Below are 26,928 nucleotides of genomic sequence, written 5' to 3'. Positions count from 1 at the left end.
GAGTGCCTCAGAGGGTCAGTCCCACCAGGACCGGCTCCGGGACCAGGGTGATGCCGTGCGCCGCCTGCACCCCGGCGCGCACCTCCCGCGCCAATGCGACGAGATCCGCGGCACGCGCACCACCGCGGTTGGTGAGGGCGAGCACGTGCTTGGTTGACAGTGCCGCCGGCCCGGGCAGGCCGTAGCCCTTGCCGAAGCCGGAGTGGTCGATCAGCCACGCGGCGCTGGTCTTGACCCGCCCGTCACCCGCGTCGAAGCGTGGCGCACCCTCGGGCAGCCGGGCCGCGTCGTCGGCCGCCAGGATCGGGTTCGTGAAGAACGAGCCGGCGCTCCACGTGTCGTGATCGTCGGCGTCGAGGACCATGCCCTTGCGCCGGCGCAGCCCCAGCACCGCCTCGCGGACCTCGACCGAGGGCGCCCGCTGACCGAGTTCCACGCCGAGTGCCCCGGCGAGCTCGCCGTAGCGAATCGGGGCCGAGCGTGTGGCGAGCACCATCTGGAAGCCGACGTCGAGGACCACGTACCGCGGCGTGGGCCCCCAGGTCCGGTCCGCGGACGGGGCATGCAGGGTCCGCTTGAGCAGGGAGTCCCGGTAGCCGAACCCCAGGTCCACCCGGGCCAGGGTGCGGACCCGGTGTTGCGCGCGGTCCCAGGTCCGCACGGAGGAGATCACGTCGCTGACCTCCTGGCCGTAGGCGCCCACGTTCTGGACCGGCGTGGCGCCCGTGGAACCGGGGATCCCGGAGAGCGCCTCGACGCCCATCCAGCCCTCCTCGATGGCCCGCACCACGAACTCGTCCCAGGGGTGCCCGGCCGGTACCCGGGCGGAGCTGCCGCCGCAGGTGTCCTCGCTCTCCACGACGACGCCGCGCCGGGCATCCCGCAGCACCACGCCGTCGAAGCCGTCGTCGGCGATCAGCACGTTGGAACCGCCGCCGAGCACCAGGAGCGGCTCGCCGGCGTCGTCAGCGGCGCGGATCGTGTCGATGAACTCCGCCTCGGTCGCGGCCTCGACCTCACGCCGGGCCGGTCCGCCCACCCGTAGCGTGGTGGCGTCGGCGAGCGGCACCGGCGCCGGGGTACGCAGGGAGTTGGACTGGGCGGCGGTCGTCATCCCCCCAATCTACGCCGCGGAGGCGGCCGAGCCCGGGTGCGTACGGCGTGCCGGGAGCGACCTATGCGGCCCGTGCTGCGCCGTCGGGGTCCTCATCGGGGCGCGCCAGCGGCCGTGCCGCGGGGATCACGAGCAGGCCGACGACGAGCGGCACCAGGATCGCCAGCAGGGCGTGCCGATAGCCGACGTGGCTGGCGAGGAGGCCGAGCAGTCCCGGTCCTACCAGGAACGCGGTGTAGCCGATCGTGGCCACCACGGACAGCCGACCCGCGGCCTTCGCGGGGTCGTCGGACGCCGCGCTCATCCCGACCGGGAAGCCGAGCGCGGCACCCATCCCCCAGAGCACCGCACCGACGAGCGCGAGGGGCAGCGTGGGCGAGAGGGTGAACACGAGCAGGCCGACGATGGCCAGGCCGGTGCACAGCCGGAGCACGACCACACGCCCGAACCGGTCGAGCAGGAACGTGCCGAGGAAGCGCATCACAGTCATCGCGGTCAGGAACACGGTGAGTCCGAACGCGCCCGTCTCGTTCGGGGTCTCGAAGCCGTCGATGACCGCCAGCGCGAGCCAGTCGTTGGCCGCTCCCTCGGTCAGCGCCGCCGCGAGCACCACCAGGCCCACCATCAGCGTCCTCGGCTCGAGCCAGAACCGGAGGTAGGAGCGAGTGCCGTGGTGCTGGCCCTGGAGTGCCGCGGCCCGGCGCTGCTCGGCGGTCTCCGGAAGGTACCCGCGGGTCATCACCACAACCAGCACGACGGCGACCCCGACCACCACGAGCATGTGGGTCGGCACGGGCACGCCCAGGCGGATCGCCAGACCACCGGCGGCAGCGCCGAGCACGGTGCCGATCGAGAAGCCCCCGTGGAACCAGGGCATGATCGCCCGCCCGAGTGCCTGTTCCACCCGGGTCCCCTCGAAGTTCATGCCGACGTCCCAGGCCCCGATGCCCATCGTCGACAGGAACAGGCCGGCCCCCACCAGCAGCGGGTTGATCTGGGCCACCCCCGTGACGGCTACGACCAGGCCGGCGGCCGCCACCACGGAGGCCGCGATGACGGTCCGCACTGCCCCGATCTGGGACAGGATCCGGCCCGTGACGGGCAGCGCGGTCAGCGAGCCGAGTGAGCCCACCAGGATGATCAGGCCGAGCTGCTCGGGCCGCAGGCCGAGCTCGTCCCTGATCGTCGGGATCCGTGCCAGCCAGTTGGCGAACGTGAAGCCGTTGAGGACGAAGGTGGCGAACACGGCCGCGGCGCCGCGGCGGGCGTGCACCGACTGGACTGACACGGCGGCGCCTGGCTCGGAGGAGGGGGTCATGGTCACTCTCGGAAGTACGGATGTCGCAACGTTTCGACCGGCCTAGGCTATCGTGTGCCGTCCGGCCCTACGGGACCCGGCCGCGTCCGCCGGCGGAGCAGTACAGCCGATGTCGTCGAGGAGGAAGGGCGTCCGTGACCACTCGCGCCACACTGACCGACGTGGCCCGCGCCGCGGGTGTCTCGATCTCGACGGCGTCGCTCGCGTTCTCCGGCGCCGGTCCGATCTCGGCAGCCACCAAGGCCAAGGTGCTCGCGGCCGCCGCGGACCTGGGCTACTCCGGGCCGAACCCGGTGGCCCGGTCGCTTCGGCGGGGCCGCAGCGGCGTGATCGGCGTCGTGGTCCGCAAGGATCTGCGTCAGAACTTCCGTGATCCGGTGGCCATCCAGACCCTCGACGGCGTCGCCACCACGCTCGGAGAGTCGGATCTGGGCATGCTGCTCGTGCCCACCGACGACGCGTCCGGCCAGGCCCCGGACCTGCTCCGGCACGCGGCGATGGACGCGGCGATCCTGCTCAACGGCGCCGCCGCGGGCGCCCCCTCGGTGCAGGTCCTGCGCGATCGCGCGGTCCCGGCCGTGCACGTGGACATGGCCGTGCGCGGCTCGGTGTCGATCCGGGTCACGGACGCCGCGGGCATGCGGGCCGTCGCCGAGCACCTGCGCGGGCTCGGCCACACCGCCGTCGGGGTGGTCACCCTGCCATGGGGGCCGCGCGTCGAGCCCGGCCCACTGGACCCGGCCCGGCCGGGCCGCTCCACCGCTCCGTACACCGCGGCCCGGTGGGCTGGGCTGCTCGAGGGCGGCGTGCTGCCCGTGGCGGCGCAGGTGGCCCGCGGGTCCTGGGTGGAGGAGGGCATCCGCGCCGGACACGCCCTGCTCGATGCCACGCCCCGCCCGACGGCGTTGGTCGGGTTCAGCGACCTGCTCGCCGCCGGTCTGTTGCTCGCTGCCCGCGAGCGTGGGCTGCGGGTGCCGCAGGACGTCTCGATCGCAGGGTTCGACGGCGTGGACCTGCCCTGGCTCGGCGAGGACGTGCTCACCACGGTGACGCAGCCCATCCAGGAGAAGGGCCGCCTGGCCGCCGCGGCCGCGATCGCGCTCGCCGCCGGCGGGCGCGCGCGCTCCGCCGTCCTGGCGGTCGCGTTGCGGCCGGGTACCACGACCGGACCGGCCCCGGCCTGAGCCGTCCGCGACCGAGGCGAGCGGCCGCCGTCGGGCCGTGCAGCGGCGCTCAGTGCAGCCGCACCTGCGCCTGCGCCTTGCCGAGCACGGTCTTGTCCTCGACGGTGACCCGCAGGTCCACGCGGGCGGTACCCGCACCGGCATCGACGGCGCCGACGGTGGCCACGATCAGCAGCTCGACAGCGCCCGGGTCGGGCACCGGCACCGGGCGGGTGAACCGCACGCCGTAGGAGAGCACATCGGTCGGGTCGTCGAGCCAGTCCGTCAGCGCGGATCCGGCGACGCCCATGGTGAGCATCCCGTGCGCGATCACGCCGGGCAGGCCCACCTCGAGCGCGAACCGCTCGTTCCAGTGGATCGGGTTGAAGTCGCCGCTGGCCCCGGCGTAGCGCACCAGGGCGGCCCGGTCGACGCTGCGGGTGGCGGAGAACAGCTCGGCGCCGACGCCGACGTCTGCGGCGAGTGCGCTCACGCGTCCGCCCCCCGCACCGCGAGGGTGGAGGTCACGGACGAGACCGGGTCGCCGGCGTCGTCGGTGATCTCGCACCGGGTACTGACCATCGCGATGCCGGCCCGCTCGGTGACCGCGTCCACGTGGACGGCCGCGTGCAGCCGGTCCCCCGCCACGATCGGGCGGTGCGCGGTGAACGCCTCGTTGGCGTGCACCACGCGGGAGAAGTCGATGCCGGCCTCCGGCGAGTTGATGTACTCGGCCTCGGCGCGCTGGGCGATCACGACGGCGAAGGTGACCGGGGCGATCACGTCGGTGTGGCCCGCGGCCCGGGCGGCGGCGGTGTCGTGGTGCAGCGGAGAGTGCGCACCCACAGCCTCGGCGAACTCGGCGATCTTGACGGCGGACACGACGCAGGGCGGGGTTCCGGAGAACACCCGCCCTACGAGGTCGGCATTGACTTCAGTCATGCCCGTCATGCTAGTCGCCGTGATCAGCGCGTTTCGCGGTGCGTCGTCTTGGCGTTGCAGCGGGGGCAGAACTTGCCCAGCTCGAGCCGGTCGGGGTTGTTCCGACGGTTCTTCTTGGTGATGTAGTTGCGCTCCTTGCAGACTTCACAGGCAAGGGTGATCTTGGGGCGGACATCCGCAGACTTGCTGGCCACTGGTCTTCCTCACGTTGGCACCCGCGCTGGTGCGGATGTTTGCTTCTCGAATGCGGTAGCGGGGGCGGGGCTCGAACCCGCGACCTCACGATTATGAGTCGTGCGCTCTGACCGACTGAGCTACCCCGCCTCGACCCACGGGCGTCCCGCCGCCGGGGCGGCGGGCAACCTGTGGAGCAGAGCCCCGATAGGGAATCGAACCCTAGACCTTCTCCTTACCATGGAGACGCTCTACCGACTGAGCTATCGGGGCAGCGGGAACGAGGTTACATGCTCGTGCGCCTGCAGACGAAATCCTAGCGCGAGGTCCTGCTCACACGAGCCGCAAGCGGGCCGGATCGGCCCCAACATGGCGAACATCACACGGCCGGACGCTCCGACGCCGAGAACGGCGAAGGGGCACCTCCGATGGGAGGCGCCCCAGGCGCTGGTGGCGGGTGCAGGATTCGAACCTGCGAAGCGTAACGCGGCTGATTTACAGTCAGCTCCCTTTGGCCGCTCGGGCAACCCGCCGTATGGTCGAAGGACCGGATGGAACAATACCAAGTCCGGGACCGTCCCGTGACCATCGCGAGCCCGCCCGCGGCCGCGGTGTGGTCAAGCACACTCCAGAAGGAGCCCCCTGTGGCCAGCGATTCCTCGTTCGACGTCGTCAGCAAGGTCGACCGCCAGGAGGTGGACAACGCGTTGAACCAGGCCGCCAAGGAACTCTCGCAGCGGTACGACTTCAAGAACGTCGGTGCCTCCATCAGCTGGAGCGGCGAGGAGGCCATCGTGATGGTCGCCAACTCCGAGGAGCGGGTGCTCGCCGTGCTGGACGTGTTCCAGAGCAAGCTCATCCGCCGTGGCGTCTCCCTGAAGGCGTTCGACACCGCCGAGAAGGAGCCGCAGCTGTCCGGCAAGGAGTACCGCCTCGCCGGCACCCTCAAGGAGGGCCTGTCCGGTGAGAACGCGAAGAAGATCACGAAGCTGATCCGGGACGAGGCCCCCAAGGGCGTCAAGACCCAGATCACCGGCGACGAGGTCCGCGTCTCCTCGAAGAACCGCGACGACCTGCAGACCGTGATCGCGCTCCTCAAGGGCGCCGAGGACATCGACGCCGCGCTGCAGTTCGTGAACTACCGGTAGGCGGGCTCGACCCGGTCCTGCGCCCTCACCTGGGCCAGGGTGCCTCGCCCGGTCCGGCCGCCGTCACCAGGTGCTGGGGTCGCTGAGCCCGGTGCTGCCCGCCATGCCTTCCAGGCGGGAGATCCGTTCGGCCATCGGCGGATGGGTGTTGAACATCTTCTTGACGGAGCCGGCCCGGAACGGGTTGGCGATCATCAGGTGGGACACGTCGGCCACCTCGCCCTCGGCCCGCAGCGGCGCCGCGGCGGTACCCCGCTCCAGCTTGCGCAGGGCGCTGGCGAGGGCGAGCGGGTCGCCGGTGAGTTTGGCGCCGTCGGAGTCGGCGTCGTACTCCCGCGTGCGGGAGATGGCCAGCTTGATCAGCGATCCGGCGAACGGCGCGAGCAGCGCCATCGCGAGGGACCCGACCAGGGCCAGCGGTCCGGCGTCGCGGCTGCGCCCTCCTCCGAAGAACAGCAGGAACTGCGCGGCGGAGGTGATCAACCCGGCCATCGCGGCAGCGATGGAGGACGTCAGGATGTCCCGGTTGTAGACGTGCGAGAGCTCGTGGGCGAGCACGCCCCGCAGCTCCCGCTCGTTGAGGATCTTCAGGATCCCGACGGTGCAGCAGACCGCCGCGTTACGCGGGTTCCGCCCGGTGGCGAACGCGTTCGGGGCCTCGGTCGGCGAGATGTACAGCCGCGGCATCGGCTGCCGGGCCTTCGAGGACAGCTCGCGCACGATCGCGTACATCGCCGGTGCCTCCGCCTCCGAGACGGGTCGCGCGGCCATGGCGCGGATGGCGATCTTGTCCGAGTTCCAGTAGCTGACGAACGTCATCACCAGCCCGAGGCCCGCGAAGAGCCAGATCGCGCCCGGTCGCCGGGTCCCGGCGGCGACGATCGCGCCGACGCCGAGGATCACGACCCAGAGCAGGCTGAAGAGTGCGACGGTCTTGACGCCGTTCAAGTACCGGTGACCCATCACCTGCGGCGCTCTCCCTTACCTCGGCACGGGACCCGGGCTCGGCCCATCGGCGCCGCCGGTCCCGGGCAGCGTCAGGCGGGGGCGTGGGCCTGGCGGGAGATCTCGGTCATGTGCTCGCGCGGCACGACCTTGATCCGTTCCCGGCCCTGCTCCTCACCCAGAGAACGCTCGTAGGCGTCAAGCAGTTCCCAGCCCTGCCAGGTGGTGAAGGGCACGCCGTCCGCTTCGAGCCGGTCCAGGATGGCCCGCGGGTCACGCTTCGGGGCACTCGGCACGGCGCCGCCGGCCACGTCGTCGACGAGGTGCCGGATGGTCTCGTTGGCGTCGGACTTCGTGTGCCCGATCAGCCCGACCGGGCCGCGCTTGATCCAACCGGTCGCGTAGGTACCGGGGATGTGCCGGCCGTGGTTGTCGAGGACCCGGCCACCGTCATTGGGGATCACCCCGGCGGCTTCGTCGAACGGCAGCCCGGCCAGCGGTGAGCCGAAGTACCCGACCGCGCGGTAGACGGCCTGCACATCGAACTCCACGAACTCCCCGGTGCCGCGAACGGAACCGTCACCGGTGAGTTCGGTGCGCTCGGTACGGATACCGGTGACCTTCCCGTCGGCACCGAGGATCTCCGCCGGCCGGTGCAGGAAGTGCAGGTGGATCCGGCGGGACGCGGTCAGCTCCGACTCCTCGCGCAGGGTCCAGTCCGTGAGGGTCTTGACGACCTGCTTGGTCTGGTTCGAGGACCGGATCGCCTCCTCCGAGCCGGCGTCGAAGTCGAAGTCCTCGGGGTAGACCACGATGTCCACGTCCGGCACGTGGCCGAGCTCGCGCAGCTCCAGCGGTGTGAACTTCACCTGTGCCGGCCCACGGCGCCCGAACACGTGCACGTCGGTGACGGGGCTGGTGCGCAGACCCTCGACGACGTTGTCCGGCACCTCGGTGGGCATCAGGTCCTCGACGTGCTTGGCCAGGATCCGGGCGACGTCGAGCGCCACGTTCCCGACGCCGAGCACGGCGACCTTCTGGGCCTCCAGCGGCCACGTCCGGGGCACGTCCGGGTGCCCGTCGTACCAGGACACGAAGTCCGCGGCGCCGTAGCTGCCGTCCAGTTCGACACCCGGGATCCGCAGGTCGGCATCCTTGATCGCCCCGGTGGAGAAGATGATCGCGTCGTAGTACTCGCGCAGTTCCGCGAGGTCGACGTCGGCGCCGAAGTCCACGTTGCCGATCAGGCGGATGTCCCCGCGCTGAAGCACCTTGTACAGGGCCACGATGATGGCCTTGATCCGGGGGTGGTCCGGGGCGACGCCGTAGCGCACCAGACCGAACGGGGCGGGCAACCGCTCGAACAGGTCGATGTCGACGTCGAGGTCGGTCTTGGAGAGGATGTCGGCCGCGTAGATCCCGGCGGGGCCGGCTCCCACGATGGCGACACGCAGCCTGGTGTTGCTGGGCACGGGTGAGACGCCTCTTTCAACGGATTGGGGGCTGCCACGCTCTCGCGGGCAGCACAGACCCCTCCAGTGTAAGGGTCGCCTCACCCGTGCCCGGGGTGAGCCACGGACTGGGATAGGTTCGCCGTGTGTCGACCGCCCAGCCCACGCCGGACGGCGTCGCGACGTCCGAGCACCGTCGCGGACTGATCGCGGGTGCCTGCGGATACTTCCTCTGGGGCGTGCTGCCGATCTACTTCAGCCTCCTCGCGTCCGCTGGTGCGCTGGAGATCACGGCCCACCGGGTGGTCTGGTCGATGCTGCTCTGCCTGCTCCTGCTGGCGGTCCTCGGCCAGTGGCGCACCTTCACAACCCTGCTCAGGGACCGTCGCACAGCCGGCCGGCTGACCCTCGCCGCGGTCCTGCTCGCCGTGAACTGGATCACCTTCCTCTTCGGCGTCCTCACCGACCGGGTGGTGGACGCCGCCCTTGGCTACTACGTGAACCCGATCATCACCGTGCTGCTGGCCGTGCTGGTGCTGCGCGAGCGACCGCGCCCGGCCCAGTGGGCGGCGGTCGGCGTCGCCGGTGCCGGGGTGGTCGTGATCGCCGTCGGGCTTGGCTCGTTCCCGTGGATCGCGACCGTCCTGGCGCTGACCTTCGCCGGCTACGGCCTCGTGAAGAAGACCGTCGGGGCGAAGGTTCCCGCACTGCCGGGCCTCGGCGTGGAGACCCTCGCCCTCACCGCACCCGCGCTCGGCTATCTGGTGTACCTGACCGCGACCGGGGCGAGCACCTTCGGGGCCGACGGCGGAGGTCGGGTCGGGCCGGCCGGGCACGCCGCGCTGTTGGTCGCCTCGGGCGTCGCGACGACGGCCCCGCTGCTGCTGTTCGCCGCCGCGGCCCGCCGGTTGCCGCTGGCGACACTCGGCCTCCTGCAGTACATCACCCCGACGATGCAGTTCCTGAGCGGGGTGCTGCTGTTCGGCGAGGAGATGGCCCCGAGCCGCTGGGCCGGGTTCGCGCTCGTCTGGGTCGCGTTGGTGATCCTCACCACGGACGGGCTACGGCTCGCCCGGCGCAACTCCCCGCGCCGAGGCGCGAGCGACTGACCTCGGCACCTGGCCGATGACCTCCTCGATCGCCGCGAGCTGCCGCTCCGGAGGGTCGTCGCCCGCCGTGATCACGAGCGGCCCTTCGTCGGGCGTCGGGGCCTCGAACTGGTCGAAGTAGGCGGCCGCCAGGCCCTCGGACAGTCGGAAGTCGTCACCGTGCCCGGCGAGGCGGTCTCGGACCCGCTGGAGCGCGGTGGCCCGGTCCGTGGCCACGTGGATCGTCACCGGCTCCACCCCGAGCGGGCGGAGCAGCGCCCGGTAGTCCGCGCGCATCCGACGTGACCAGAACGAGAAGTCCAGGACCACGGCGTCGCCACGGCCCACCAGGGTGACAAGCCGATCCCGCAACTGCGACTCGATCTCCCGGTGCGCCCGCTCCGGCAACGGCATGGCGCGGAGGCCACGGTCCCAGGCGGTCTGGTCGAACGACAGCCGCACCAGGCCCCGCTCCTCGAGGGCTCGGGCCAGGGTCGACTTGCCGGACCCGGCCGGGCCACACATGAGGAGGACCCGGCCCACCTGCACGGCCTCAGCGGCGGCCGGGGCGGCGGGCCGTCCCGAGGCGAGCGATGAGCACCACAAGGGCACCGAACGCGACGCCGCCGATCAGCCACCACAGCGCGATCTGGCGGGTGGGTGCCATCGGGTCGTCGATGGGGCTGAGGTCGATGCCGGAGGTGGGCGCGGGCGCCGGTTCGGGCGCCGGGTGGATCGGGGAGGGTGGGCCGGGCGCCGAACCGTCGTCGATGAACTCGATGGCGGCGACAGGCTGCACCAGGCCCCAGCCGATCTGGTCGTCGCGGGCGGCGGGCTGCGGTCGGGACGCGGTCACCATGAGCCGGTGCGCCCACTGCGCAGGGGTCTCGTCGGGGTGGGCCTGCGCCACGAGAGCGGCCGTGCCAGCGGTGTAGGCCGTGGCCCAGCTCGAGGACGGCAGCGCGTCGCCCGGTGCCTGCACACAGTCACCGGCCCAGTGGAAGGCCGACGGGACCTGCTGGCCGGTGGCGACCACGTCCACCCACTCCCCGGCGAACGAGGCACCCGCCACCCAGGCTCCGTTCACGTCGACCGCGCTGACGCCGAGCACGCCCGGGTAGGCCGCCGGGTACCGGGGCACGTCCTCGGACACCGTGCTGGTGTCCCGATTGCCCGCGCTGGCCACGACCAGGGCACCGTTCGCCGTCGCGACCGCAACGGCTTCCTCCATCGCGGGGATGTTCTCCGTGGTGCTCAGCGAGACGTTGATGACGTCGGCACCGTTCTCGGCCGCCCATCGGATCCCCGCGGCGATCCGGTCCGCGGTGAGCGACACCCCTTGTTCCTGGGCCTCGTCGCTGGAGGCGTAGTAGACCCGGACCGGCAGGATCTCTGCCTCGGGGGCCACACCCACCAGGCCCGATCCCTCGACCCCCCGGGCGGCGATGATGCTGGCGGCCACGGTGCCGTGCCCCTCGGCGTCGGTGGTCGCGGGGTCCGTGCTCCGGACCAGGTTCACCCCGGGCAGCACGCCCTCACGGAGGTGGACGTTGGCCACGTTGACGCCCGAGTCGACCACGGCCACGACCACCCCGGCGCCCGTGGCCAGCTCCCAGGCCTCCCGCACCCCGAGGGCGTCGAACGCGGGTGGCGACGCGGCCACGAGCGCCGGCGAGTCCGTCGAGCAGTTCTCGCTGGTGCTGGTGGCGTACACGGGTGCCACCGGCGCCGCTATCAGCAGGGTTGCGCCGAGTGTCAGGGCGGCCGCGGCAGTGAGCCCGCGCCGGAACAGGGAGGCGCTCACGACGGCCCGGCGGCGCTCATGCCCTCACTGGCGGCCTCCACGGTGAGCGTGGGCCCGGCGGGGAACAGCGCCGCCCAGAACTGGGAGACGCGCGGGATCTCCACCTCGCCGTAGCCGAGCAGGAGGATCACGTCCGTGCTGGTCACCGGGATCGGGTACATCCGGCCACGCTCGTCGATCAGGGCGTAGCCACCCTGGGTGCCGCCACCGTCCAGCTGGACCAGCGCGCCGGCGCCGGGCGCGACGCTCACCTCGCCATCACCGTCCTCCGGCGGCGGCGCGGCCACGAGCGCGACACTGCTCGGCGCGCCTGCGGCGGCTGGGTCGTCCTCGGCCACGAGCTGGGCGCACGGCTGCAGCTCGCCCTCCACCGCCGGCAGCGGCTGCGTGGGCCAGTCCACCGGCACCAGTCCGGCCGAGTCCTCGATCGGCACCTGCTGCACCTCGGAGTTGTCCAGGGTGACGACGTCGTCCGGGGTGAGCCCGGTGCCCATGTAGTACAGCTCGAGGGCCACGGCGCTCAGCTCGACCAGGGCGCCGTCCGCGGTGAACACGTGCACCGCGCCGGTGTCGCCGCTGGCGCTGCGCAACCGCACCACGCTGCCCACCTCGAGCTCACCGCCGATCTCGGCGGCCGGGCCGGGCAGCGGGTCACCGGCACCAGGCACACTGAGCCGCTCGATCGGGGTGCCCTCCGTGAACAGGTTGAGCCACCGGGCGGAGACCTCGTAGGCGCCGGTGGCGGAGAACCCGAGGAACAGGCTGAGCGCGGTGAGGTCCTGCTCGGCGACCAGATACCGGTAGCCGCCGCTGATGTAGTAGTAGGCGCCGTCGACGACGACCAGGGCGCCGCGGGGGTCCTCGACCCCGGCGTGCGCGGAGTCCAGATCCACCCAGGTGCGTTCGACGTCGAGCGCGCACGCCCACCAGCCGACGTTGATGAGCGAGTCGGGCGTGGGCAGCGCATCGGGCGCACCCTCGATCCCGACCATCACCGAGCTGCGCGGCAGACCGGCGAGGTCGTCCTCGCTGGCCTGCACCACGAGCAGTTCCCCGTCCTCACCGGTGGCGAGCAGTTGCGCGCTGGTGATGTTGGCGACCGGGTACAGGGTGCCGCCGCGGGCGACGTACCTGGCCCCGGTGTCCACCACGACGAGCGAGCTGTCCTCCCACCCGTCCGGGAGACTGCCGGTGAAGAAGCCTGCGATCAGGGACCCGACCACCACCAGCACACTGAGCACGGCGCCGGCGACGACACCGACGAGCGGCTTCGCCGGCTCGAGCTCGCGCCCACCCGGGGCGCCGCTCACGAACGCGGTGAGCAGCCGCCGTCGGCTGAAGTTCTGGGCAGCGATCAGTTCCTTCTTGGTGGCCACGCGATCACGCCAATCCGGAGGCGAGCGCCGCCAGCGGCAGCAGCGCGGCCAGGCAGCCGAGCTCGGCCCCGTCGGCGAGTCGGCCGAGCCACAACCGCGGCTTCGGCGAGATCAGCGTCAGGCCGACCACGGCTGCGGCGACGACACCGACCGCCACGGTCAGCCCCGTCCGCCATTCGGGGTGCAGCACGGCGGCCGACACCCCCGTGACGACCACCCCGACGATCGCGATCGTCATGACCGCGACGATGTCCGAGCGGGAGTACGTCTCACGCACGCTCAGGATCATGCCGCCGAACGCCACGACCATCAGCAGGGTCCCGAGCAGCCCGGAGCCCACCACGACCGGCGCGGCGATCAGCATCACCACACCGACGGCGATCCGCAGGCCGACCTGGTACCGGTGGCCGCGGACGTACTCGCGGGAGACCTGGGCCCGGTCGATCTCGCCGGGGTCGGCCAGGATCTCGGAATCGTCCCGGGCGCTCACGATCTGCAGAGGCGTGGTCGCCAGCGCCACCCAGGGCACGCCGATCCCGGCGACGCCCGCCACCGCTACGGCGACGGCGAACGCGGCGGGAGGGGGCGTGTCGACGAACCACATGGCCGCGCCGGCAACCCCGATCACGGCCCCGACGGTCACCGGGATGATCGCGTACTCACGCCTCTCGCGCAGGGCGATCAGGCCGAGCAGGCCGGCGACGAACGCGCCGCCGCCGGCGCCGGCGGCGCCCGCGCCCCAGGGGTCGGTCGCACCGAGGGCGCTGAAGCCCGCGAGCGCACCGTAGACCGCCGCGACCTGGACCAGCGCTACAGGTGCCGCCGGCGGGCCGCCGACGCGTTCCACCACGAGCGCGCTGACCAGCAGCAGCACCGCGGCCAGAGCCGCCGTCACCGGGACGAAGACGGCGCTGCTGCCCGAGCCGGGCCCGGCGCCGAAGAGCAGGATCGCGCCGGTGACGAGCAGCGCGACGGCGGCGAGCACCGCCGTCGTCGCCGCGTCCTTCGGCGTCCACGGCTTGTCGTCGCTCTCGACGACGTCCGCGACCGCCTCGACGAGGTCGTCGTAGACGCGGTGCTCGTCGATGTCCGCGCCGGAGGTCAGGGTGAGCACGTCACCGTCCTGGACCCCCTGGGCCTGCAGGCTCCGAGCGTCCTCCAGGGGGCCGCCCTGCTGCCGCACCAGGCGATAGCCACCGAACACGGTCGCGGCGTCGAGGAGGTTGAGGTTCCGGGCGAGACCGGGCACGAGTTCGGCGACCGGGACACCCCCGGGCGCCGCGAGGTCGAGCCGCCGATCGCCGGCTACGACCGAGACGCGCAGGAGTTGGCCGAGCGCGCGCTCGCCGCTGGAAAGTTCGGTCATCGATATCCCTCTACCTACTGGTGGCCCGGTTCAGCATAGCCACGACCGAGGCGGCTCCCACCGCACCACCGACGGTTCGGGCGGCAGCCCTGCGGGGACCTCTCCCCATCGACGCACACCGTCACGTTTCGTAGGGTGAAGTCATTCACCGGGGGTAATCGGTGATGGACTGCCAACCGGCGGTTCACACACGGGCCGAGGGGCCCATGAACTTGGAGGTGACTGTGGGACAGGAAGTCTCCGCAGCAGACGGTGCACTGGCGCGCGGCGCGAGGATCGTCGCCGAATCGAAGGTCACGCTGAACGGTGAGCTCTCCTCGCTCGAGGGTCGCCTCTCCGGCATCGGCGCCCAGTGGCAGGGTCAGGCCGCCACCGCGTTCGCTTCGCTCATGGAGCGCTGGCGCACGGACGCTCGCAAGATCATCAGCAGCCTCGACACGTTCGAGCAGAACCTGCAGTCGTCGCAGAGCAGCTACACCGCCTCCGACGAGCAGGCGAGCTCGGCCATGTCCCGCCTCCAGGGCCGTCTCGGCTGACGCTCTCTCACTAGGAACTGAGGAACAGATATGACGTTCAAGGCCAATTTCGAGGGCATCGCCACCGCTGGCGCCGACATCGTCGGCGGCGCGAACAAGATCGAGCAGCAGCTCGCAGACATGGACTCCCAGCTCCAGCCGCTGCGCGCGGACTGGACCGGTGCGGCCGCCGAGTCCTACCAGACCGCGAAGTCGCAGTGGTCCACCGCGATCACGGACATGAAGGCTCTGCTGACCGAGATCGGTACCGCCGTGGGTCAGGGCGGGCAGGACTACCAGTCCACCGAGAACCAGAACGCCGCTCGCTTCCAGTGAGCCGACGCCACGCTTGACGGTCGCGCCGAAGCCCCGACAGGCTTCGGCGTGCGCCGCCCTTCTTGGCGACACCCCGACAGAACCACCGATCACGACACAGAGAGACGATCACCGTCATGGGACAGACCGAGATCACCCCTGAGGTCCTCACACACCGACTCGGGCAGTTGGAGACGCTCGTGGACGAGGTGAGCAAGCTTCGGCCGGACGTCGTCGAGATCCGCGACCGGCAGGACGCGCAGACCTGGTCAGCGGTCCAGTCACCGACCACGTACTCCGGCCAGCTGCGCCAGACGCTGACCACCATGGAGACCAGCCTGGACACGTACGTGGCGACCATGGTGACCATGCACGAGGAGCTCGCGGCCTACGCCAAGGACATGAAGGACCTCGACGAGAACGTCACGGCGCGGCTGCAGGCCATCAAGACGGCGCTCGACGCGGCCTGATGAACCTGAGCAGAACCCGCCCGGCGTTGGCCGCGGCCGCGACGGCCGCGCTCCTCGTCGGGCTCGCCGCGCCGTCGGCGTCGGCGGACTGGGACACGAGCCTCGGTGGCCTCTGGTACTACAGCGAGACGGGTGTCTCGCAGGCGCATCAGACCGCGACCGGCGCGGGCGTGACGATCGCGCTGCTCGACAGCCCGGTGAACCTGGAGGTCCCCACCCTGGCCGGCGCGGACATCCAGACCCAGCCCGACTACGTGTGCCCCGACGATGGCACGGCGTTCCCGGGCACGAGTTCCGGGGAGGAGGCCGAGCACGGCACCGCGATGGCGGAGCTGCTGGTCGGCAACGGAGCAGAGGTGGGCGGGTTCCCGAGCTCTCAGGGAGTCGCTCCGGACGCCACCATCCTCAGCTACGTGACCGTCGTGAACGACCGGGGCTGCAGCGGACGGGTCGACGAGTCGATCCGGGCCGCCGTGGCGGCCGGCGCCGACATCATCAGCATGTCGTTCAGCGGCGCATTCAACGTGGATAACGGTGAGGCGTTCGCGGAGGCGCTTCGCGCAGGGGTCGTGATCGTGAACGCCATGCCGAACGACCCGCCGAGCGAGCTCGGCTGGCCCGCGACCGCGAACGGGATCGTGACGGTCGAGGCACATGACATCAACTCCGAGATCCTCGAGAACCCAGTGGTGAGCCCGCAGCTCACCGTGGTCTCCCCCGGTACGGAGATCGTCCGTACCGGCTGGGAGGGCGGCGCCTGGAACGCCCAGTGGCTCTCGTCGGGGACCTCCGAGGCGACCGCGTTCACGTCCGGGGCACTGGCCCTGGTCAAGTCGGCGTATCCGGAAGCGACCGGCAACCAGCTCATCCAGTCGCTGATCCGCACCACTGGCGGGAGCGCGCACGAACCCGCCCGCAACGACAACACCGGCTACGGCTTGATCTCGGTACCGGCCCTGATGGCGACGGATCCGACCACGTTCGAGGACGTGAATCCGTTGATCCGCGACGACCCGGACGCGGTGCCCAGCGCCGCGCAGATCGCGGGCACGGCCGGCGAGAACCCCACCGATCCCGACCCGGCCGCTACGTCGGAGGGCAGCGACACCGACGAGACGTCCAGTCTGGTCCCGGTCATCGCCGGGGTCGCCGGGGTCCTGGTGCTCCTCCTCATCGTCGGCCTGGTCATCGGCGCCGCGCGCGGGAGACGTAAGAACCGGCCCATCTCGGGGCCGCCCGGTCAGCAGCCGTACCAGCCTGCTGGCCGGCAGCCCTATCCACCGCCCGGCCAGCAGGCCGGGCAACCACAGTCACCACCACGACAGCCACCACCTACCCAGCATGGAGGAATGTGACATGGGTGCGAACACCGACAATCTGGAACAGATCAGTCAGATTCCTGCGGATAAGCTCACCACCGCCAGGACCGACCTGGAAACGCTTGGGACACACTCAACCTCATTGACCGAGGCGTCCCAGAGCGTGCAGAACATCGGCGCCGACAGCGGTGCCGAGAGCGAGACCGGCTTGGCCGCGTGGACCCAGATGATCACCCTGGCGTCCAACCTGAACCAGACCTCGGCGGACCTCACCAACGCCAAGACCAGCACCTCCTTTGCGCTCGATGCGATCGACACGGCCCGCGAGGCCTACAACAACCTCCCACCGCAGGAACTGAACTGGTGGCAGAAGCGGGCCATCGAGGCCGCGGCGGCCGCCGGCGGCATGATCGTCCTCGGTGGCGTCGGCGCCGTGACCGCAGCGGCGGCGACGAACCACTGGCTGGAGGGCTGGGACCAGGCTCGCGAGGACGCCGCCACGCAGGCGATGACGAACCTGGACACCTCCCTGGGCAGCACCTACCTGACCAACACCACTCCGGAGGAGTTCAACCCCGGTGATCGGCGGACGACCCCCGAGACCCCGCCCGGCACACACACCCCGCCGTCGACGACGAACCCGACCACGAACACGAACGTGCCTGGCCCCGGCGAACTGCCCGGTCCCGGGGACCGGGTTCCCGAGCCGCCCGTCCTTGAGAACCCGCCCGTGGTGACCAACCCCCCGACGGTCGACACCGACCCGCCGACGTTCGACCCACCGCCGACGTACGACCCGCCCCCGACGTACGACCCGCCCCCGACGTACGACCCCACCGACCCGAATTACCCAGGTGGTCCCGGGGACGACGTGTGGAACCCCGATGACACCTGGAACCCGGGCGACGATGACACCTCTGCGGACGGTGGCCTCGGCGGCGGCCTCGGGCCCGGCGCGATCGGCGGCCCCGGCGGAGGTATCGGCGGCGGCCTCGGGCCCGGCGCGATCGGCGGTCCCGGCGGCGTCGGCGGAGGTGTCGGTGGCGGCCTCGGTGTCGGCGGTGCGCTCGGCGCCGGTGCGGCCGGCGCGGCCGGGCGTCTCGCCGGCGGCGTGGGCGGAGCCGGTGGAGCCGGCGGCATCGGCGGCGTGCCGATGGGTGGCGCCGCAGGCGGAGCCGGTGGTCGCAGTGGCCGCGGCGCCCCGGGTGGCCGCTCCGGAACCAACGCCGGTGGTGGCGCAGGTGGCCGCGGAGCCGGCGCTGGCATGATGGGTGGCGCCGGAGCCGGCGGAGGCAAGGACAAGAAGCGCAAGAACGGCCAGGGGCTCGGCCTCGTCGCCGAGGAGCTCGAGGACGAGGCAGTCACGCCCGACCTCGGCGCTGCGGCGAGCGCCGGCTCCCGGGATGCCCAGCTCCCGGAGCTGCCTCCGGAGGAGGACTTCGACCCGAAGTGGTGAGGCGCCGAGGCGATCAGAGCGTCTGAGCGAGTCCGGCCACACCGAACGCCCCGACGGCCACCGGCCGTCGGGGCGTTCTGCTGTCGTCGGGGCGTTCCACTGATCGTCGGGTCCCCCGCCGCCGTCCCGGGCCGGCGCTGCGGCCGCGGAGGCCTCACCCGCTCTGCGGCGGGGCCGGTGGCGCGCGGACGGCGCGTCGATCGTCGAGCCGACGGCCCTGGTCGGGTGCCCGGAGCCGACGGATCGCGACCGGGCTCGTCGCTGGTGGCTCAGCTCTCCCAGCGGGCGACCGTGATGACGCGCTCGCCGAGCTCGATCGATCCGTCCTCCGGGACGGTCACCCGCTTGCCTGGGAACGCCCGCGTCTGGGTGCCGTCAGCGGCCACGACCAGCGTGCCGTTCGCCGAGCCGCGGTCCTCCACCCAGAGCTCGCCGTCCTCGATCCCGATCCGGGCGTGTGTGCGCGAGAGCGAGCGGCCCGGGTCGTCGATCGCGACGAGGTGGTCGTAACGCTCGCCCGCGGGTGCCTGCGGACGCCGCCCGAGCAGGCCGGAGCCGGTCACGGTGACCGTCGCGCCGTCGTCCATGGTGAGGACGTACACCGCCGACGGCGCGGCGCCGCGCCGCTCGGAACCGCCGCCGGGTGCGGGCGCGTCGGTGAGACCCGGCACCCGGGCCGGCTCGACGGCGCGGGGATAGAACGTGTGCTCGGGGAGCTGCGCGGACGCCGCGGCCTGCTGGCCGGGAGCCTCCGGTGCCGCCGCCTCGGCGACCCGTCGGGCCCGACGGCTCTCGGGCTCGGGTCCGGCGGGCCGGCCGGTCGCAGGTGCGTACCCGGCGACCGGCGCTGCTCCTGCGGGCGCACCGGTGACCGGGGCCTGTTGCCCTGGAGCGGCGGGCCGACCGTACTGCTGGGGTGGCAGCTGCGGCGCCGCCCCACCTTGCTGGGGCGCGTGCCCTTGTTGATCTGGCTGTCCCTGCTGCGGTGGGAGCTGGCCGTGCTGGGCCACCGGCCCCGGCTGCGGCGGGTGCCCGTGTAGACCTGGCTGTCCCTGAGGCGTCGGTTGCTGCGGGCCTCGGCCCTGCGGAGCACTCTGCTGCGCCTGGCCGCCCTGTTGCCCGTACTGCGGCGGAGCGGCCGCCCACGGGGCTCCCGGCGCGGATCCGCCCTGGACCGGTGACCGCTGCGGCTGCGGCTGTGGCTGTGGCTGCGACGATGGCATCGACGGCGCACCCGCCGCGGGACTGCGCTCGGCCGGTACTCCCGCCTGAGCGGGCACCGGTCCACGTGGCCGTTCCCACGGTGCCACCGGGGCTGGGCCGGGCGCTGCCGCGGGCTGGCGTGGTGCCGCGTTCGGTCCGGGCGTCGCGCCCAGCATGCCCTGCGCGGACGTCGCGGCGCTGCCGGGGGCGTACCCGGCCGGGGTGGTCGTCGGTGAGCCATGCGCGGCCCATGCAGGCGCACCCGTCGGCGGCAGGCCCTGGGCGCCGCCGTCACGGCCGCCGGCCGTTCCGCCGGGAACAGCCCGCGTCGAGGGCATCGGCGCGAGTCCTGGCACGGGTGCCGACTTGCCGACCGCGTCCGGACGAAGGTCGAGGACGGCGGTGCGGGCCACCCGGTCATGCAGCGCCTGGCCACGACCGGACCGGTCCGCGGCGGCGGTCGCGATCAGCGCGAACTGGCCCACGAACGCCACCAGGTGTGCGGCACCGAGCAGGGCGGCCCGGATCAGTTCCCGACCCAGTCCGGGGGCGTACCGGCCGTCGGATCGCGCGGCTCTGATCCCGAGCAGGCTCTTGCCCAGCGTGCGCCCGGTCCGCGCCTCCCAGAGCACCAGGGCACCGATCGCCTCGGCTCCGACGATGCCGCCGAGCACAAGGCTACGGGTCGGCAGGTAGACGGCCGCGATGAGCGCGGCGACGGCAGCCAGGTCCACCGCGTACGCGGCGAGGCGTCGGAGTACCCCGGACGCCACCCGCCGGCCCGAACGTTCGCGCGCCGGATCCGACGCGGCCCCACCGGCGCCGTTCTGGACAGCCCAGGTCGGGCGTTCGGTTACCTCGACCGACATCAACGTCCCCTCAATCCGCTTGCCTGCCCGCCGCAGTCTATCCGGCGGCCACGGTCTGAAGACCTTCGATGACCCCGGCAGCGAGCAGCGCCGCGGGCATCACGAAGATGATCGCGATTCCTTCGATGATGTCCCCGGCGCGCGACCACTTCACGGAGCGCCAGCCGGTCACGATCGCCATGGTGAGCAGCGCGATGCCGAGGCCCCCGCCGATCCCGACCAGGGCCCACAGGCCCGCGTCCGGTGTCACCCGGGCGGCGAGCGCGATCTCGATGAGCAGTACCAGCAGCGCGAACCGTGGGGCGGACTTCTCGATGACCCCGCGGTAGGAGCGGGGCCCGAGGCCGAGCGTGATCACCAGGAACGTGAACAGCGCGAGGGTGGCCCAACCGGTGATGGTCCCCGGTTCGTACGCCGCCAGGACCGGAGGCGCCATAACCATCACCAGCACGCTCGCCACCGCGAGCCCGGCCGCCTTGCGACGCTCGGCGTACCGCACCGTGCGCTCTACCTGCAGCCACTGCACCCGCCCCGGTGGCCGCGGCGCCCGTCCGCGCACCGACGTGGCGGTGCGGGCCACGAAGGACAGGTCCAGCAGCTGCTCGTCGGGGACGGCGATCGACGCGCTCGGCATTGCCCGCAGCACCAGGGGCACGGCGCCGAGGATCAGGGCGGGTGCCACATGCACGGGCAGGTCGAGGATGAGCGCCAGCCCGAACAGCACTGCGAGCACCACCCAGGCCATCGTGAGCACCGACGCCACGGACGTGGAAGGGTCCTGGTGGTAGGTGCTCACCGCGAGCCTGAGCGCGGCCATCGAGGCACCGGCCACAAGCCCGATCACGACGGCCAGCCGCAGCACCGCGAACGCGTCCGGTGGGGCGAGCAGGAAGCCGGCGGTGAACGCAAGGATCGGGCCCAGGATCGTCTCGTCGACCAGATGGGAGCCGGCCACGGTGGTCCCGCCCTGATCACCGCTGCGGCGTAGCGCGAGCACCACGGCGCCCGCGCCGAGCAGGGCTGCGACGGCGTACCGGAACGGGTCGGTGAGCACGCCCGCTCCCGCTCCGACCGAGATGGAGTGGGTCACGACCAGGAGTGCGCACGCCGCGGTGACCGCGATGCAGGCCAGCCAACCGGCGCTGCCGGAGGGGGTCCGCCGGCGCACCGCCTGGTTCCGCTTCCGGGCGGGCCCGCCGGCGCCGTCCGTGGACTCGGTGGCATCGCCGGTCACCAACCAGAGCACGCTCCCGTTGCCGAGGTGTCGGCCGATGGCGTGGTCGGGATCGAGGACGACGCCCGACGATGACACCGCCAGCACCCGGGCAGGGTCCGCACCCCGCGCACGCAGCACCTCGCCGACGAGCGCATCCGGTGAGACGGAGATGTCCGCCCGTTCGTCGCCGTCGACGACCGCGAGGAAGAGACGAGCCGGTGCGGTGGTGCTCACTGTCCCCCCGGTGCGCTCCGATCGGTGGGCCTGGTGGCAGGGTCCACCGGTGCCTGCTGACTTCCGCCATAGTAGCCATCCCGCCCCGTCGGCTCGCCCGCCGGCCACCCCCGCGGGTCTCCTGGAATGGGCTGAGGTGCCCATCGTGGCGCGGAGTCCTCCGGGCCTCGCCCCGCCGCGGGCCGGGATCCGCCCAGTAGGCTGGACCGGCCACCAGCACCCGAGGAGTCATGCATGTCCGCAGGCCCGGCCTCACGCCTTGCGCCGCCGAAGGTTCCCACCGGTCAACTGCCCCTGCAGCCACCGCCGGAGCTGATCAAGCCGGAGGGCGCCAGCAACACCCTCACCACGGCCCTGCCGATGCTGGGCTCGATGGGATCGATCGCCGTCCTGACGTTCAGCCAGGGCGGTCCGAGCGGCCGAACCTTCCTCATGGGTGGGATGTTCCTGTTCATGGCGCTGTCCATGGTGGGCATGAACATCTGGCGGCAGAAGTCGCAACACACCGCGGACGTGGTCTCGGCCCGGCGCGAGTACCTGGCCTACCTGTCCGAGATGCGCACCACCGTCCGTGGCGCGGCGAAGCGTCAGCGGCACCACACGCAGTGGCTGATGCCCGATCCGGCGGCGCTGCCGGTGGTCGCCGAGGAGGGCGCCCGGGTCTGGGAACGGCTCGGCGGTGAGCAGAACCTGCTCCGCACCAGGATCGGCCGGTCCACGCAGCCGCTGTCCCTGACCCTCGAGCCGCCGCAGACGTCGCCGCTGGCCCAGCTCGACCCGGTCTCCGCGTCCGCCGCGCACCGGTTCCTGGTCACCCACGCGAACCAGCCCTCGCTCCCCCTCGGCGTCGACATCCGCACGGTCGCCCGCGTGGAGCTCGCCGGATCGGCCGAGCCGTCCCGGTCCCTGGCCCGCGCCATGATCAGCCACCTGGCCACGTTCGTCGCCCCCGAGCTGCTCCAGATCGCGGTGGTGGCCGCACCGGACGCACTGCCGCAGTGGGAGTGGGTCAAGTGGCTGCCCCACGCTCATTCCACTCACGAGCGGGACGCCGTCGGGCCGGCCCGGATGATCGGTGAGACGTACGCCGACATCGAGGCCCTGCTCCCGAAGGGCATCCACGAGCGCGGCCGGTTCCAGCGCAACGGCGAGTTCGACGGCCCGCACGTGCTGGTCGTGGTCGACGGCGGGCACATCCCCGGCGGCAACCCACTGGTCAGCCCGGAGGGTGTCATGGGCGTCACCGTCCTGGACCTGCCGGAGACCTGGGAAGAACTGTCCAGCCGCAACACCATGCGAGTCCAGCTGTACGCCACGATCCGCGCCGGCGCCGAGGCCGGCCTGACCCCGATGCAGGTGCTCCAGCGCGGGTTCCCGCCACAGCGCGGCATGGCCGACCAGATGAGCATCGCCGAGGCGGAGGCCACCGCTCGACGGCTCGCACCGCTGCTGGTCGAGGGTTCCGACGAGGGAGGTGCTCCGAAGGCGACGGTCTCGGCGGAACTGACCGACCTGCTCGGCCTGCCGGACGTGCGCGACTTCGACCCTGCCGTCGCCTGGGCACCGCGGCTGCCGAGGGACCGGCTCCGGGTGCCGATCGGTCTGACCTCGCAGGGCCAGCCGCTCGCGCTGGACATCAAGGAGTCCGCCCAACAGGGCATGGGCCCGCACGGCCTGCTGATTGGTGCCACCGGGTCCGGTAAGTCCGAGGTGCTGCGCACGCTCGTGCTCGCCATGGCGTTGACGCACTCCTCCGAGGACCTGAACTTCGTGCTGGTCGACTTCAAGGGTGGTGCCACGTTCGCCGGGATGGCGGACATGCCGCACGTCTCGGCGATCATCACGAACCTGGGCGAGGAACTGACCCTGGTGGACCGCATGCAGGACGCCCTCAAGGGCGAGATGGTGCGTCGCCAGGAACTGCTCCGGGCCAGCGGGAACTTCGCCAACGTGGCCGACTACGAGAAGGCCCGCAAGGGTGGCCGCAGCGACCTCGCACCGCTGCCCGCGCTGCTCATCGTCGCCGACGAGTTCTCCGAGCTCCTCTCGGCCAAGCCCGAGTTCGCCGACCTGTTCGTCGCGATCGGGCGGCTGGGGCGCTCGCTCCAGATCCACATGTTGTTGTCCACGCAGCGGCTCGAGGAGGGCAAGCTGCGTGGCCTGGAGTCCCACCTGAGCTACCGGGTCGGCCTGAAGACGTTCTCCGGCGCGGACTCCCGGGCCGTCATCGGCGTTCCGGACGCGTTCGAACTGCCGGGCGGCGGTGGCCACGGGTTCCTGAAGTCTGACGCGTCCACGCTCATCCAGTTCCGCGCGGCGTACGTCTCGGCTCCGCCGAAGGCCCGACGGCGGTCCGTTGGCGGTCCGTCCGGGTCCGTCGCCGAGGCGAAGATCGAGGCGTTCACGGCGGCTCCCGTGCTCTCCCTCGGCAGCGACGACGAACCCGATCTCGCACCGTCGAACAACGAGCCGGAGGAGAAGCGGGTCACCTTCGACATCGCGGTCGACCGGATGCGGGGCAAGGGACCGGCGGCACACCAGGTGTGGTTGCCACCGTTGGAGGTGCCGTTCACCTACGACCAGATGATGCCGGACCTGACCACCGACCCGGCCCTCGGCCTGGTCTCCGCGGCCTGGCGCGGCGCGAGTGCACTCACGTTCCCGTTGGGCATCGTCGACCGGCCGCTGGAACAGCGCCGCGACACCCTGCGCCTGAGCCTGTCCGGCGCCGGTGGCCACATGGCGATCGTCGGCGGACCGCGGTCCGGCAAGTCGACCGTGGCCCGGTCCGTGGTGACCGGCCTGTCGTTGACGCAGAGCCCGCTCGAGGTGCAGTTCTACGTGATGGACTTCGGCGGCGGAACGTTCTCGCCGATGGCATCCCTGGCACACGTGGCCGGTGTCGCTACCCGCAGCGAGCCCGATGTGGTGCGGCGGATCCTCGCCGAGCTGGAGGGCATCGTGAACGCCCGCGAGGTGTACTTCCGCGAGCAGGGCATCGACTCGATCGAGACCTACCGGCAGCGCCGCCTCGAGGGCCGCGCCGACGACGGTTATGGGGACGTGTTCCTGATCGTCGACGGCTGGTCGACCCTGCGCTCCGAGTTCGACGGCATGGAGATGGAGATCCAGGCGCTCGCCGGGCGCGGGCTGACGTTCGGGATGCACCTGATCGCCACGACGAACCGCTGGATCGACTTCCGGACCCAGGTCAAGGACGTCTTCGGCACCAAGCTGGAGCTGCGCCTCGGTGACCCGATGGACTCCGACATCGACCGCAAGGTCGCCGCGAACGTACCGAAGGACCGGCCCGGTCGCGGTCTCGTGGTCTCCCGCCACCACGTCCTCACGTCCCTGCCGCGCATCGACGGTGACGGATCGCCGACGAGCCTCGGCAGCGGCGTGGAGCACCTGATCGAGACCGTCAACGCGGCCTGGACCGGACCGCCTCCCCCGAAGTTGCGTCTGCTGCCGGAGCTGATCAGCCTCGAGGAGGTCCGCGACCTCGCGGCCGGCACGCCCGTCGCCGACCAGATCCTGCTCGGCATCAACGAGTCCGCGCTCGGCCCCGTGGGTCTCAACCCCCGCCAGGACGCACACTTCTACGCGTTCGGGGACTCCGGCTCGGGCAAGTCCGGGCTGCTGCGTGGGATCGCCCGCGAGGTGCAGCGCCTGTACACGCCGAAGCAGGCCCAGATCTTCGTGGTCGACTACCGCCGGTCCCTGCTGGCGGAGATCCCCGAGGAGTACCTGGCCGGCTACTTCACGACCGCCGACCAGGCGTCCGGTGAGATCGCGGGCATCGCCGAGTACCTGCGCAGCCGACTGCCCGGTCCCGACGTGACCCCGCAGCAGTTGCGGGCCAGGTCCTGGTGGACCGGCGCCGAGGTGTTCGTGCTGGTCGACGACTACGACCTGGTGGCCACCTCCACCGGGAACCCGATCAGCCCGCTGATCCCGCTGCTCGCCCAGGCGGGCGACGTCGGGTTGCACCTGAACATCACCCGGCGCACCGGCGGCGCGGGCCGGGCCATGTACGAGCCGGTGCTGCAGGCCCTGCGGGACCTGGCGGCGCCCGGTCTGGTGTTGTCCGGTAGCAAGGACGAGGGCGCCCTCGTCGGAGCCGCGAAGCCGCGCCCGAGCGACCCGGGGCGTGGCCAGTTCGTCAGCCGCGAGCACGGCCTCCAGGTCGTCCAGCTGGCCGACTCCCCCTCGACCACCTGACCACCCCGCCACCTGACCCCCACCTCGCGCCGAGCGCGCTCCCGCCGACCTAGTACCCGCGGTGCCGACATCGGACCCTGGCAGCGGCGATCTCGACGCGGCGGGTACTAGGTCGACGGCGTGGGGCGGGTTGGACGGCTGGATGGGGGGTTGACGGCGCCGACGCGGGGCGATTGCGGGGGCGCCGCGGTGACAGGCCGGCGAGGGTGCGGCCGCGTCGGGTCAGGAGAGGCGGTCGACCAGGAGGCCGGCGAACGCCTGGAGCGCGGACCGGGCCGTGGACTCGGGCAGCGGGTCGAGCTCGGCGACGGCATCGGCCGACCAGGTCCGGGCGAGCGCCCGGGCCTCGGTGACCACGTCATGGGCCCGCAGGCGCGCCAGCACGTCGGCGAGGACGTCGTCGGAGCCGAGGTCGCCGTCGAGGTCGGCGAGCAGGCGCATGCCCTCGGGGTCGAGCGTGCCGGCCGCGGCCCGCGCCCGGAGCAGCAGCACCGGCATCGTGGGCACGCCCTCGCGCAGGTCCGTGCCCGGCGCCTTGCCGGTGGTCTCGGCGTCGGAAGCGAGGTCGATGACGTCGTCCGCGAGCTGGAAGGCGACACCGACCTTCTCGGCATAGGCGACGGTGGCTGCGCGGACGTCATCGCCTGCCCCGGCGAAGAGCGTCCCGTAGTGCGCGGCGGCCGCGATCAGCGATCCCGTCTTGTCCCCGAGCACCGCGAGGTAGTGCGCCACCGGGTCCTCGTCCGGTGCCGGACCGAGGGTCTCGTGCAGCTGACCGAGGACCAGTCGCTCGAAGGCGTCCGCCTGGATCCGCACGGCGACGGGACCGAGCTCGGAGACGAGCTGCGAGGCGCGCGCGAACAACAGGTCCCCGGTGAGGATCGCGACCGAGTTGCCCCACACCTCGTGGGCGCTGGGGGCGCCGCGGCGCAGCGGGGCGGAGTCCATCACGTCGTCGTGGTAGAGCGTGGCCAGGTGCGTCAGCTCGGTGGCGACGGCGGCCTGCCGCACCGAGTCGTCCACGCCTGACCCGAACTGCGAGGTGAGCAGCACCAGGACCGGCCGCAGCCGCTTGCCCCCCGCGGCGAGCAGGTGGTTCGCGGGCGCGGAGACCAGCGCGTCCGCAGTGCGTGCGGCCGCCACCAGCCGACGCTCGATCTCGTCGAGCTCGCCTGCGATCTGGGTCTCCAGCTCACGGTCACCGAGCGGAAGCATCGA

At 72.1% G+C, this 26,928-nt stretch carries 23 protein-coding genes and 3 tRNA genes; 9 read left to right on the top strand and 17 right to left on the bottom strand.

The features are described from left to right. Nucleotides 1–7: 7 nt before the first annotated feature. Both GKS42_RS05235 and GKS42_RS05230 read right to left on the bottom strand, forming a co-directional pair. Nucleotides 8–1,114 carry a UDP-N-acetylmuramate dehydrogenase gene (locus GKS42_RS05235; RefSeq protein WP_154792890.1) on the bottom strand — a complete coding sequence of 369 codons (1,107 nt, stop codon included), beginning with the start codon at nucleotides 1,112–1,114 and terminating at the stop codon, nucleotides 8–10. A gap of 61 nt (nucleotides 1,115–1,175) precedes the next feature. Continuing rightward, nucleotides 1,176–2,402, bottom strand: coding sequence for an MFS transporter (locus GKS42_RS05230; RefSeq protein ID WP_232847940.1), 1,227 nt, complete (start codon nucleotides 2,400–2,402; stop codon nucleotides 1,176–1,178). A 164-nt stretch (nucleotides 2,403–2,566) separates the two neighbouring features. Here GKS42_RS05230 and GKS42_RS05225 point away from each other — a divergent pair, with 164 nt between their 5' ends. Further along, nucleotides 2,567–3,616 (top strand): LacI family DNA-binding transcriptional regulator, encoded by a 1,050-nt coding sequence (locus tag GKS42_RS05225; protein WP_232847939.1) that lies wholly within the window; start codon nucleotides 2,567–2,569, stop codon nucleotides 3,614–3,616. 49 nt (nucleotides 3,617–3,665) lie between these two features. Here the strand turns inward: GKS42_RS05225 and GKS42_RS05220 are convergent, their stop codons facing one another. The 6 genes from GKS42_RS05220 to GKS42_RS05195 form a co-directional block, all read right to left on the bottom strand. Beyond that, nucleotides 3,666–4,088, bottom strand: a complete 423-nt coding sequence (locus GKS42_RS05220; protein ID WP_154792887.1) for a MaoC family dehydratase — start codon at nucleotides 4,086–4,088, stop codon at nucleotides 3,666–3,668. Next, nucleotides 4,085–4,537 carry an FAS1-like dehydratase domain-containing protein gene (locus GKS42_RS05215; RefSeq protein WP_154792886.1) on the bottom strand — a complete coding sequence of 151 codons (453 nt, stop codon included), beginning with the start codon at nucleotides 4,535–4,537 and terminating at the stop codon, nucleotides 4,085–4,087. Before GKS42_RS05215 ends, GKS42_RS05220 begins: the two co-directional genes overlap by 4 nt. 23 nt (nucleotides 4,538–4,560) lie before the next feature. Beyond that, nucleotides 4,561–4,731 carry a 50S ribosomal protein L33 gene (gene rpmG / locus GKS42_RS05210; RefSeq protein ID WP_154792885.1) on the bottom strand — a complete coding sequence of 57 codons (171 nt, stop codon included), beginning with the start codon at nucleotides 4,729–4,731 and terminating at the stop codon, nucleotides 4,561–4,563. A 56-nt stretch (nucleotides 4,732–4,787) separates the two neighbouring features. Further along, nucleotides 4,788–4,861, bottom strand: a tRNA-Met gene (locus tag GKS42_RS05205). Nucleotides 4,862–4,911: 50 nt separating this feature from the next. Next, nucleotides 4,912–4,984: transfer RNA gene (locus GKS42_RS05200), tRNA-Thr, on the bottom strand. A 175-nt stretch (nucleotides 4,985–5,159) separates the two neighbouring features. Then, nucleotides 5,160–5,244: transfer RNA gene (locus GKS42_RS05195), tRNA-Tyr, on the bottom strand. 111 nt (nucleotides 5,245–5,355) lie between these two features. On the opposite strand from GKS42_RS05195, the gene GKS42_RS05190 reads away from it, so the two are divergent. Continuing rightward, nucleotides 5,356–5,859, top strand: a complete 504-nt coding sequence (locus GKS42_RS05190; protein ID WP_197522472.1) for a YajQ family cyclic di-GMP-binding protein — start codon at nucleotides 5,356–5,358, stop codon at nucleotides 5,857–5,859. Nucleotides 5,860–5,922: 63 nt separating this feature from the next. Here GKS42_RS05190 and htpX read toward each other — a convergent pair whose 3' ends face one another. Together htpX and GKS42_RS05180 are read right to left on the bottom strand one after the other, a co-directional pair. Beyond that, the gene (htpX, locus tag GKS42_RS05185; protein WP_154792883.1) at nucleotides 5,923–6,822 is read right to left on the bottom strand and encodes a zinc metalloprotease HtpX; all 900 of its coding nucleotides are present in this window, start codon (nucleotides 6,820–6,822) and stop codon (nucleotides 5,923–5,925) included. Between the two features lie 74 nt (nucleotides 6,823–6,896). Next, a complete protein-coding gene (locus tag GKS42_RS05180) occupies nucleotides 6,897–8,276 on the bottom strand; it encodes an FAD-dependent oxidoreductase (protein WP_232847938.1) in 1,380 nt (459 codons plus the stop codon). Nucleotides 8,277–8,401: 125 nt separating this feature from the next. On the opposite strand from GKS42_RS05180, the gene rarD reads away from it, so the two are divergent. After that, a complete protein-coding gene (gene rarD, locus GKS42_RS05175) occupies nucleotides 8,402–9,364 on the top strand; it encodes an EamA family transporter RarD (RefSeq protein WP_154792882.1) in 963 nt (320 codons plus the stop codon). Here rarD and GKS42_RS05170 read toward each other — a convergent pair. From GKS42_RS05170 to eccD, 4 genes are read right to left on the bottom strand one after another with little or no spacing between them, the layout of a single operon-like run. After that, the gene (locus tag GKS42_RS05170) at nucleotides 9,317–9,886 is read right to left on the bottom strand and encodes a P-loop nucleotide/nucleoside kinase family protein (protein WP_232847937.1); all 570 of its coding nucleotides are present in this window, start codon (nucleotides 9,884–9,886) and stop codon (nucleotides 9,317–9,319) included. The two genes, rarD and GKS42_RS05170, sit on opposite strands and share 48 nt — an antisense overlap. 10 nt (nucleotides 9,887–9,896) lie before the next feature. Beyond that, nucleotides 9,897–11,147: a S8 family serine peptidase gene (locus GKS42_RS05165; RefSeq protein ID WP_154792881.1), complete on the bottom strand. Its 1,251-nt coding sequence runs from the start codon at nucleotides 11,145–11,147 to the stop codon at nucleotides 9,897–9,899. Further along, nucleotides 11,144–12,523 (bottom strand): type VII secretion protein EccB, encoded by a 1,380-nt coding sequence (eccB, locus tag GKS42_RS05160; protein ID WP_154792880.1) that lies wholly within the window; start codon nucleotides 12,521–12,523, stop codon nucleotides 11,144–11,146. The genes GKS42_RS05165 and eccB overlap by 4 nt, the downstream gene beginning before the upstream one ends. 4 nt (nucleotides 12,524–12,527) lie before the next feature. Further along, complete coding sequence (gene eccD, locus GKS42_RS05155) at nucleotides 12,528–13,889, bottom strand: type VII secretion integral membrane protein EccD (protein ID WP_154792879.1); 1,362 nt, start codon at nucleotides 13,887–13,889, stop codon at nucleotides 12,528–12,530. A 224-nt stretch (nucleotides 13,890–14,113) separates the two neighbouring features. Between eccD and GKS42_RS05150 the strand changes: the two genes are divergently transcribed. The 5 genes from GKS42_RS05150 to GKS42_RS05130 all read left to right on the top strand — a co-directional run bounded on the left by GKS42_RS05150 (nucleotide 14,114) and on the right by GKS42_RS05130 (nucleotide 17,964). Next, a complete protein-coding gene (locus tag GKS42_RS05150; RefSeq protein WP_154792878.1) occupies nucleotides 14,114–14,425 on the top strand; it encodes a WXG100 family type VII secretion target in 312 nt (103 codons plus the stop codon). Nucleotides 14,426–14,455: 30 nt separating this feature from the next. Next, the gene (locus tag GKS42_RS05145; RefSeq protein WP_154792877.1) at nucleotides 14,456–14,740 is read left to right on the top strand and encodes a WXG100 family type VII secretion target; all 285 of its coding nucleotides are present in this window, start codon (nucleotides 14,456–14,458) and stop codon (nucleotides 14,738–14,740) included. Between the two features lie 116 nt (nucleotides 14,741–14,856). Continuing rightward, entirely contained in the window at nucleotides 14,857–15,189 is a 333-nt protein-coding gene (locus GKS42_RS05140; RefSeq protein ID WP_154792876.1) for a hypothetical protein, read from the top strand. Then, nucleotides 15,189–16,544 (top strand): S8 family peptidase, encoded by a 1,356-nt coding sequence (locus tag GKS42_RS05135; protein WP_154792875.1) that lies wholly within the window; start codon nucleotides 15,189–15,191, stop codon nucleotides 16,542–16,544. Before GKS42_RS05140 ends, GKS42_RS05135 begins: the two co-directional genes overlap by 1 nt. A gap of 106 nt (nucleotides 16,545–16,650) precedes the next feature. Next, nucleotides 16,651–17,964, top strand: a complete 1,314-nt coding sequence (locus GKS42_RS05130; RefSeq protein ID WP_154792874.1) for a hypothetical protein — start codon at nucleotides 16,651–16,653, stop codon at nucleotides 17,962–17,964. A 269-nt stretch (nucleotides 17,965–18,233) separates the two neighbouring features. On the opposite strand, the gene GKS42_RS26745 is transcribed toward GKS42_RS05130, so the two are convergent. Together GKS42_RS26745 and GKS42_RS05120 are read right to left on the bottom strand one after the other, a co-directional pair. After that, a complete protein-coding gene (locus tag GKS42_RS26745) occupies nucleotides 18,234–20,036 on the bottom strand; it encodes an RDD family protein (protein WP_154792873.1) in 1,803 nt (600 codons plus the stop codon). Between the two features lie 37 nt (nucleotides 20,037–20,073). Continuing rightward, nucleotides 20,074–21,486, bottom strand: a complete 1,413-nt coding sequence (locus GKS42_RS05120; RefSeq protein ID WP_154792872.1) for a hypothetical protein — start codon at nucleotides 21,484–21,486, stop codon at nucleotides 20,074–20,076. 234 nt (nucleotides 21,487–21,720) lie between these two features. Between GKS42_RS05120 and eccCa the strand changes: the two genes are divergently transcribed. Further along, nucleotides 21,721–25,710 carry a type VII secretion protein EccCa gene (gene eccCa, locus GKS42_RS05115; RefSeq protein WP_154792871.1) on the top strand — a complete coding sequence of 1,330 codons (3,990 nt, stop codon included), beginning with the start codon at nucleotides 21,721–21,723 and terminating at the stop codon, nucleotides 25,708–25,710. 222 nt (nucleotides 25,711–25,932) lie between these two features. Here eccCa and GKS42_RS05110 read toward each other — a convergent pair whose 3' ends face one another. Beyond that, entirely contained in the window at nucleotides 25,933–26,925 is a 993-nt protein-coding gene (locus tag GKS42_RS05110; protein ID WP_154796552.1) for a polyprenyl synthetase family protein, read from the bottom strand. Between the last annotated feature and the right edge of the window lie 3 nt (nucleotides 26,926–26,928).

The organism is Occultella kanbiaonis (assembly GCF_009708215.1).
Lineage (GTDB): Bacteria > Actinomycetota > Actinomycetes > Actinomycetales > Beutenbergiaceae > Occultella > Occultella kanbiaonis.
This window is presented reverse-complemented; position numbering and strand designations above follow the sequence as displayed.

Bases quoted from the DNA above. Each gene is read 5' to 3' on its own strand.
- GKS42_RS05235 (WP_154792890.1), bottom strand. From the start codon at position 1,114: ATGACGACCGCCGCCCAGTCCAACTCCCTGCGTACCCCGGCGCCGGTG.
- GKS42_RS05215 (WP_154792886.1), bottom strand. From the start codon at position 4,537: ATGACTGAAGTCAATGCCGACCTCGTAGGGCGGGTGTTCTCCGGAACC.
- htpX (WP_154792883.1), bottom strand. From the start codon at position 6,822: ATGGGTCACCGGTACTTGAACGGCGTCAAGACCGTCGCACTCTTCAGC.
- eccD (WP_154792879.1), bottom strand. From the start codon at position 13,889: ATGACCGAACTTTCCAGCGGCGAGCGCGCGCTCGGCCAACTCCTGCGC.
- GKS42_RS05145 (WP_154792877.1), top strand. From the start codon at position 14,456: ATGACGTTCAAGGCCAATTTCGAGGGCATCGCCACCGCTGGCGCCGAC.
- GKS42_RS05140 (WP_154792876.1), top strand. From the start codon at position 14,857: ATGGGACAGACCGAGATCACCCCTGAGGTCCTCACACACCGACTCGGG.
- GKS42_RS05135 (WP_154792875.1), top strand. From the start codon at position 15,189: ATGAACCTGAGCAGAACCCGCCCGGCGTTGGCCGCGGCCGCGACGGCC.
- GKS42_RS26745 (WP_154792873.1), bottom strand. From the start codon at position 20,036: ATGTCGGTCGAGGTAACCGAACGCCCGACCTGGGCTGTCCAGAACGGC.
- eccCa (WP_154792871.1), top strand. From the start codon at position 21,721: ATGTCCGCAGGCCCGGCCTCACGCCTTGCGCCGCCGAAGGTTCCCACC.
- GKS42_RS05110 (WP_154796552.1), bottom strand. From the start codon at position 26,925: ATGCTTCCGCTCGGTGACCGTGAGCTGGAGACCCAGATCGCAGGCGAG.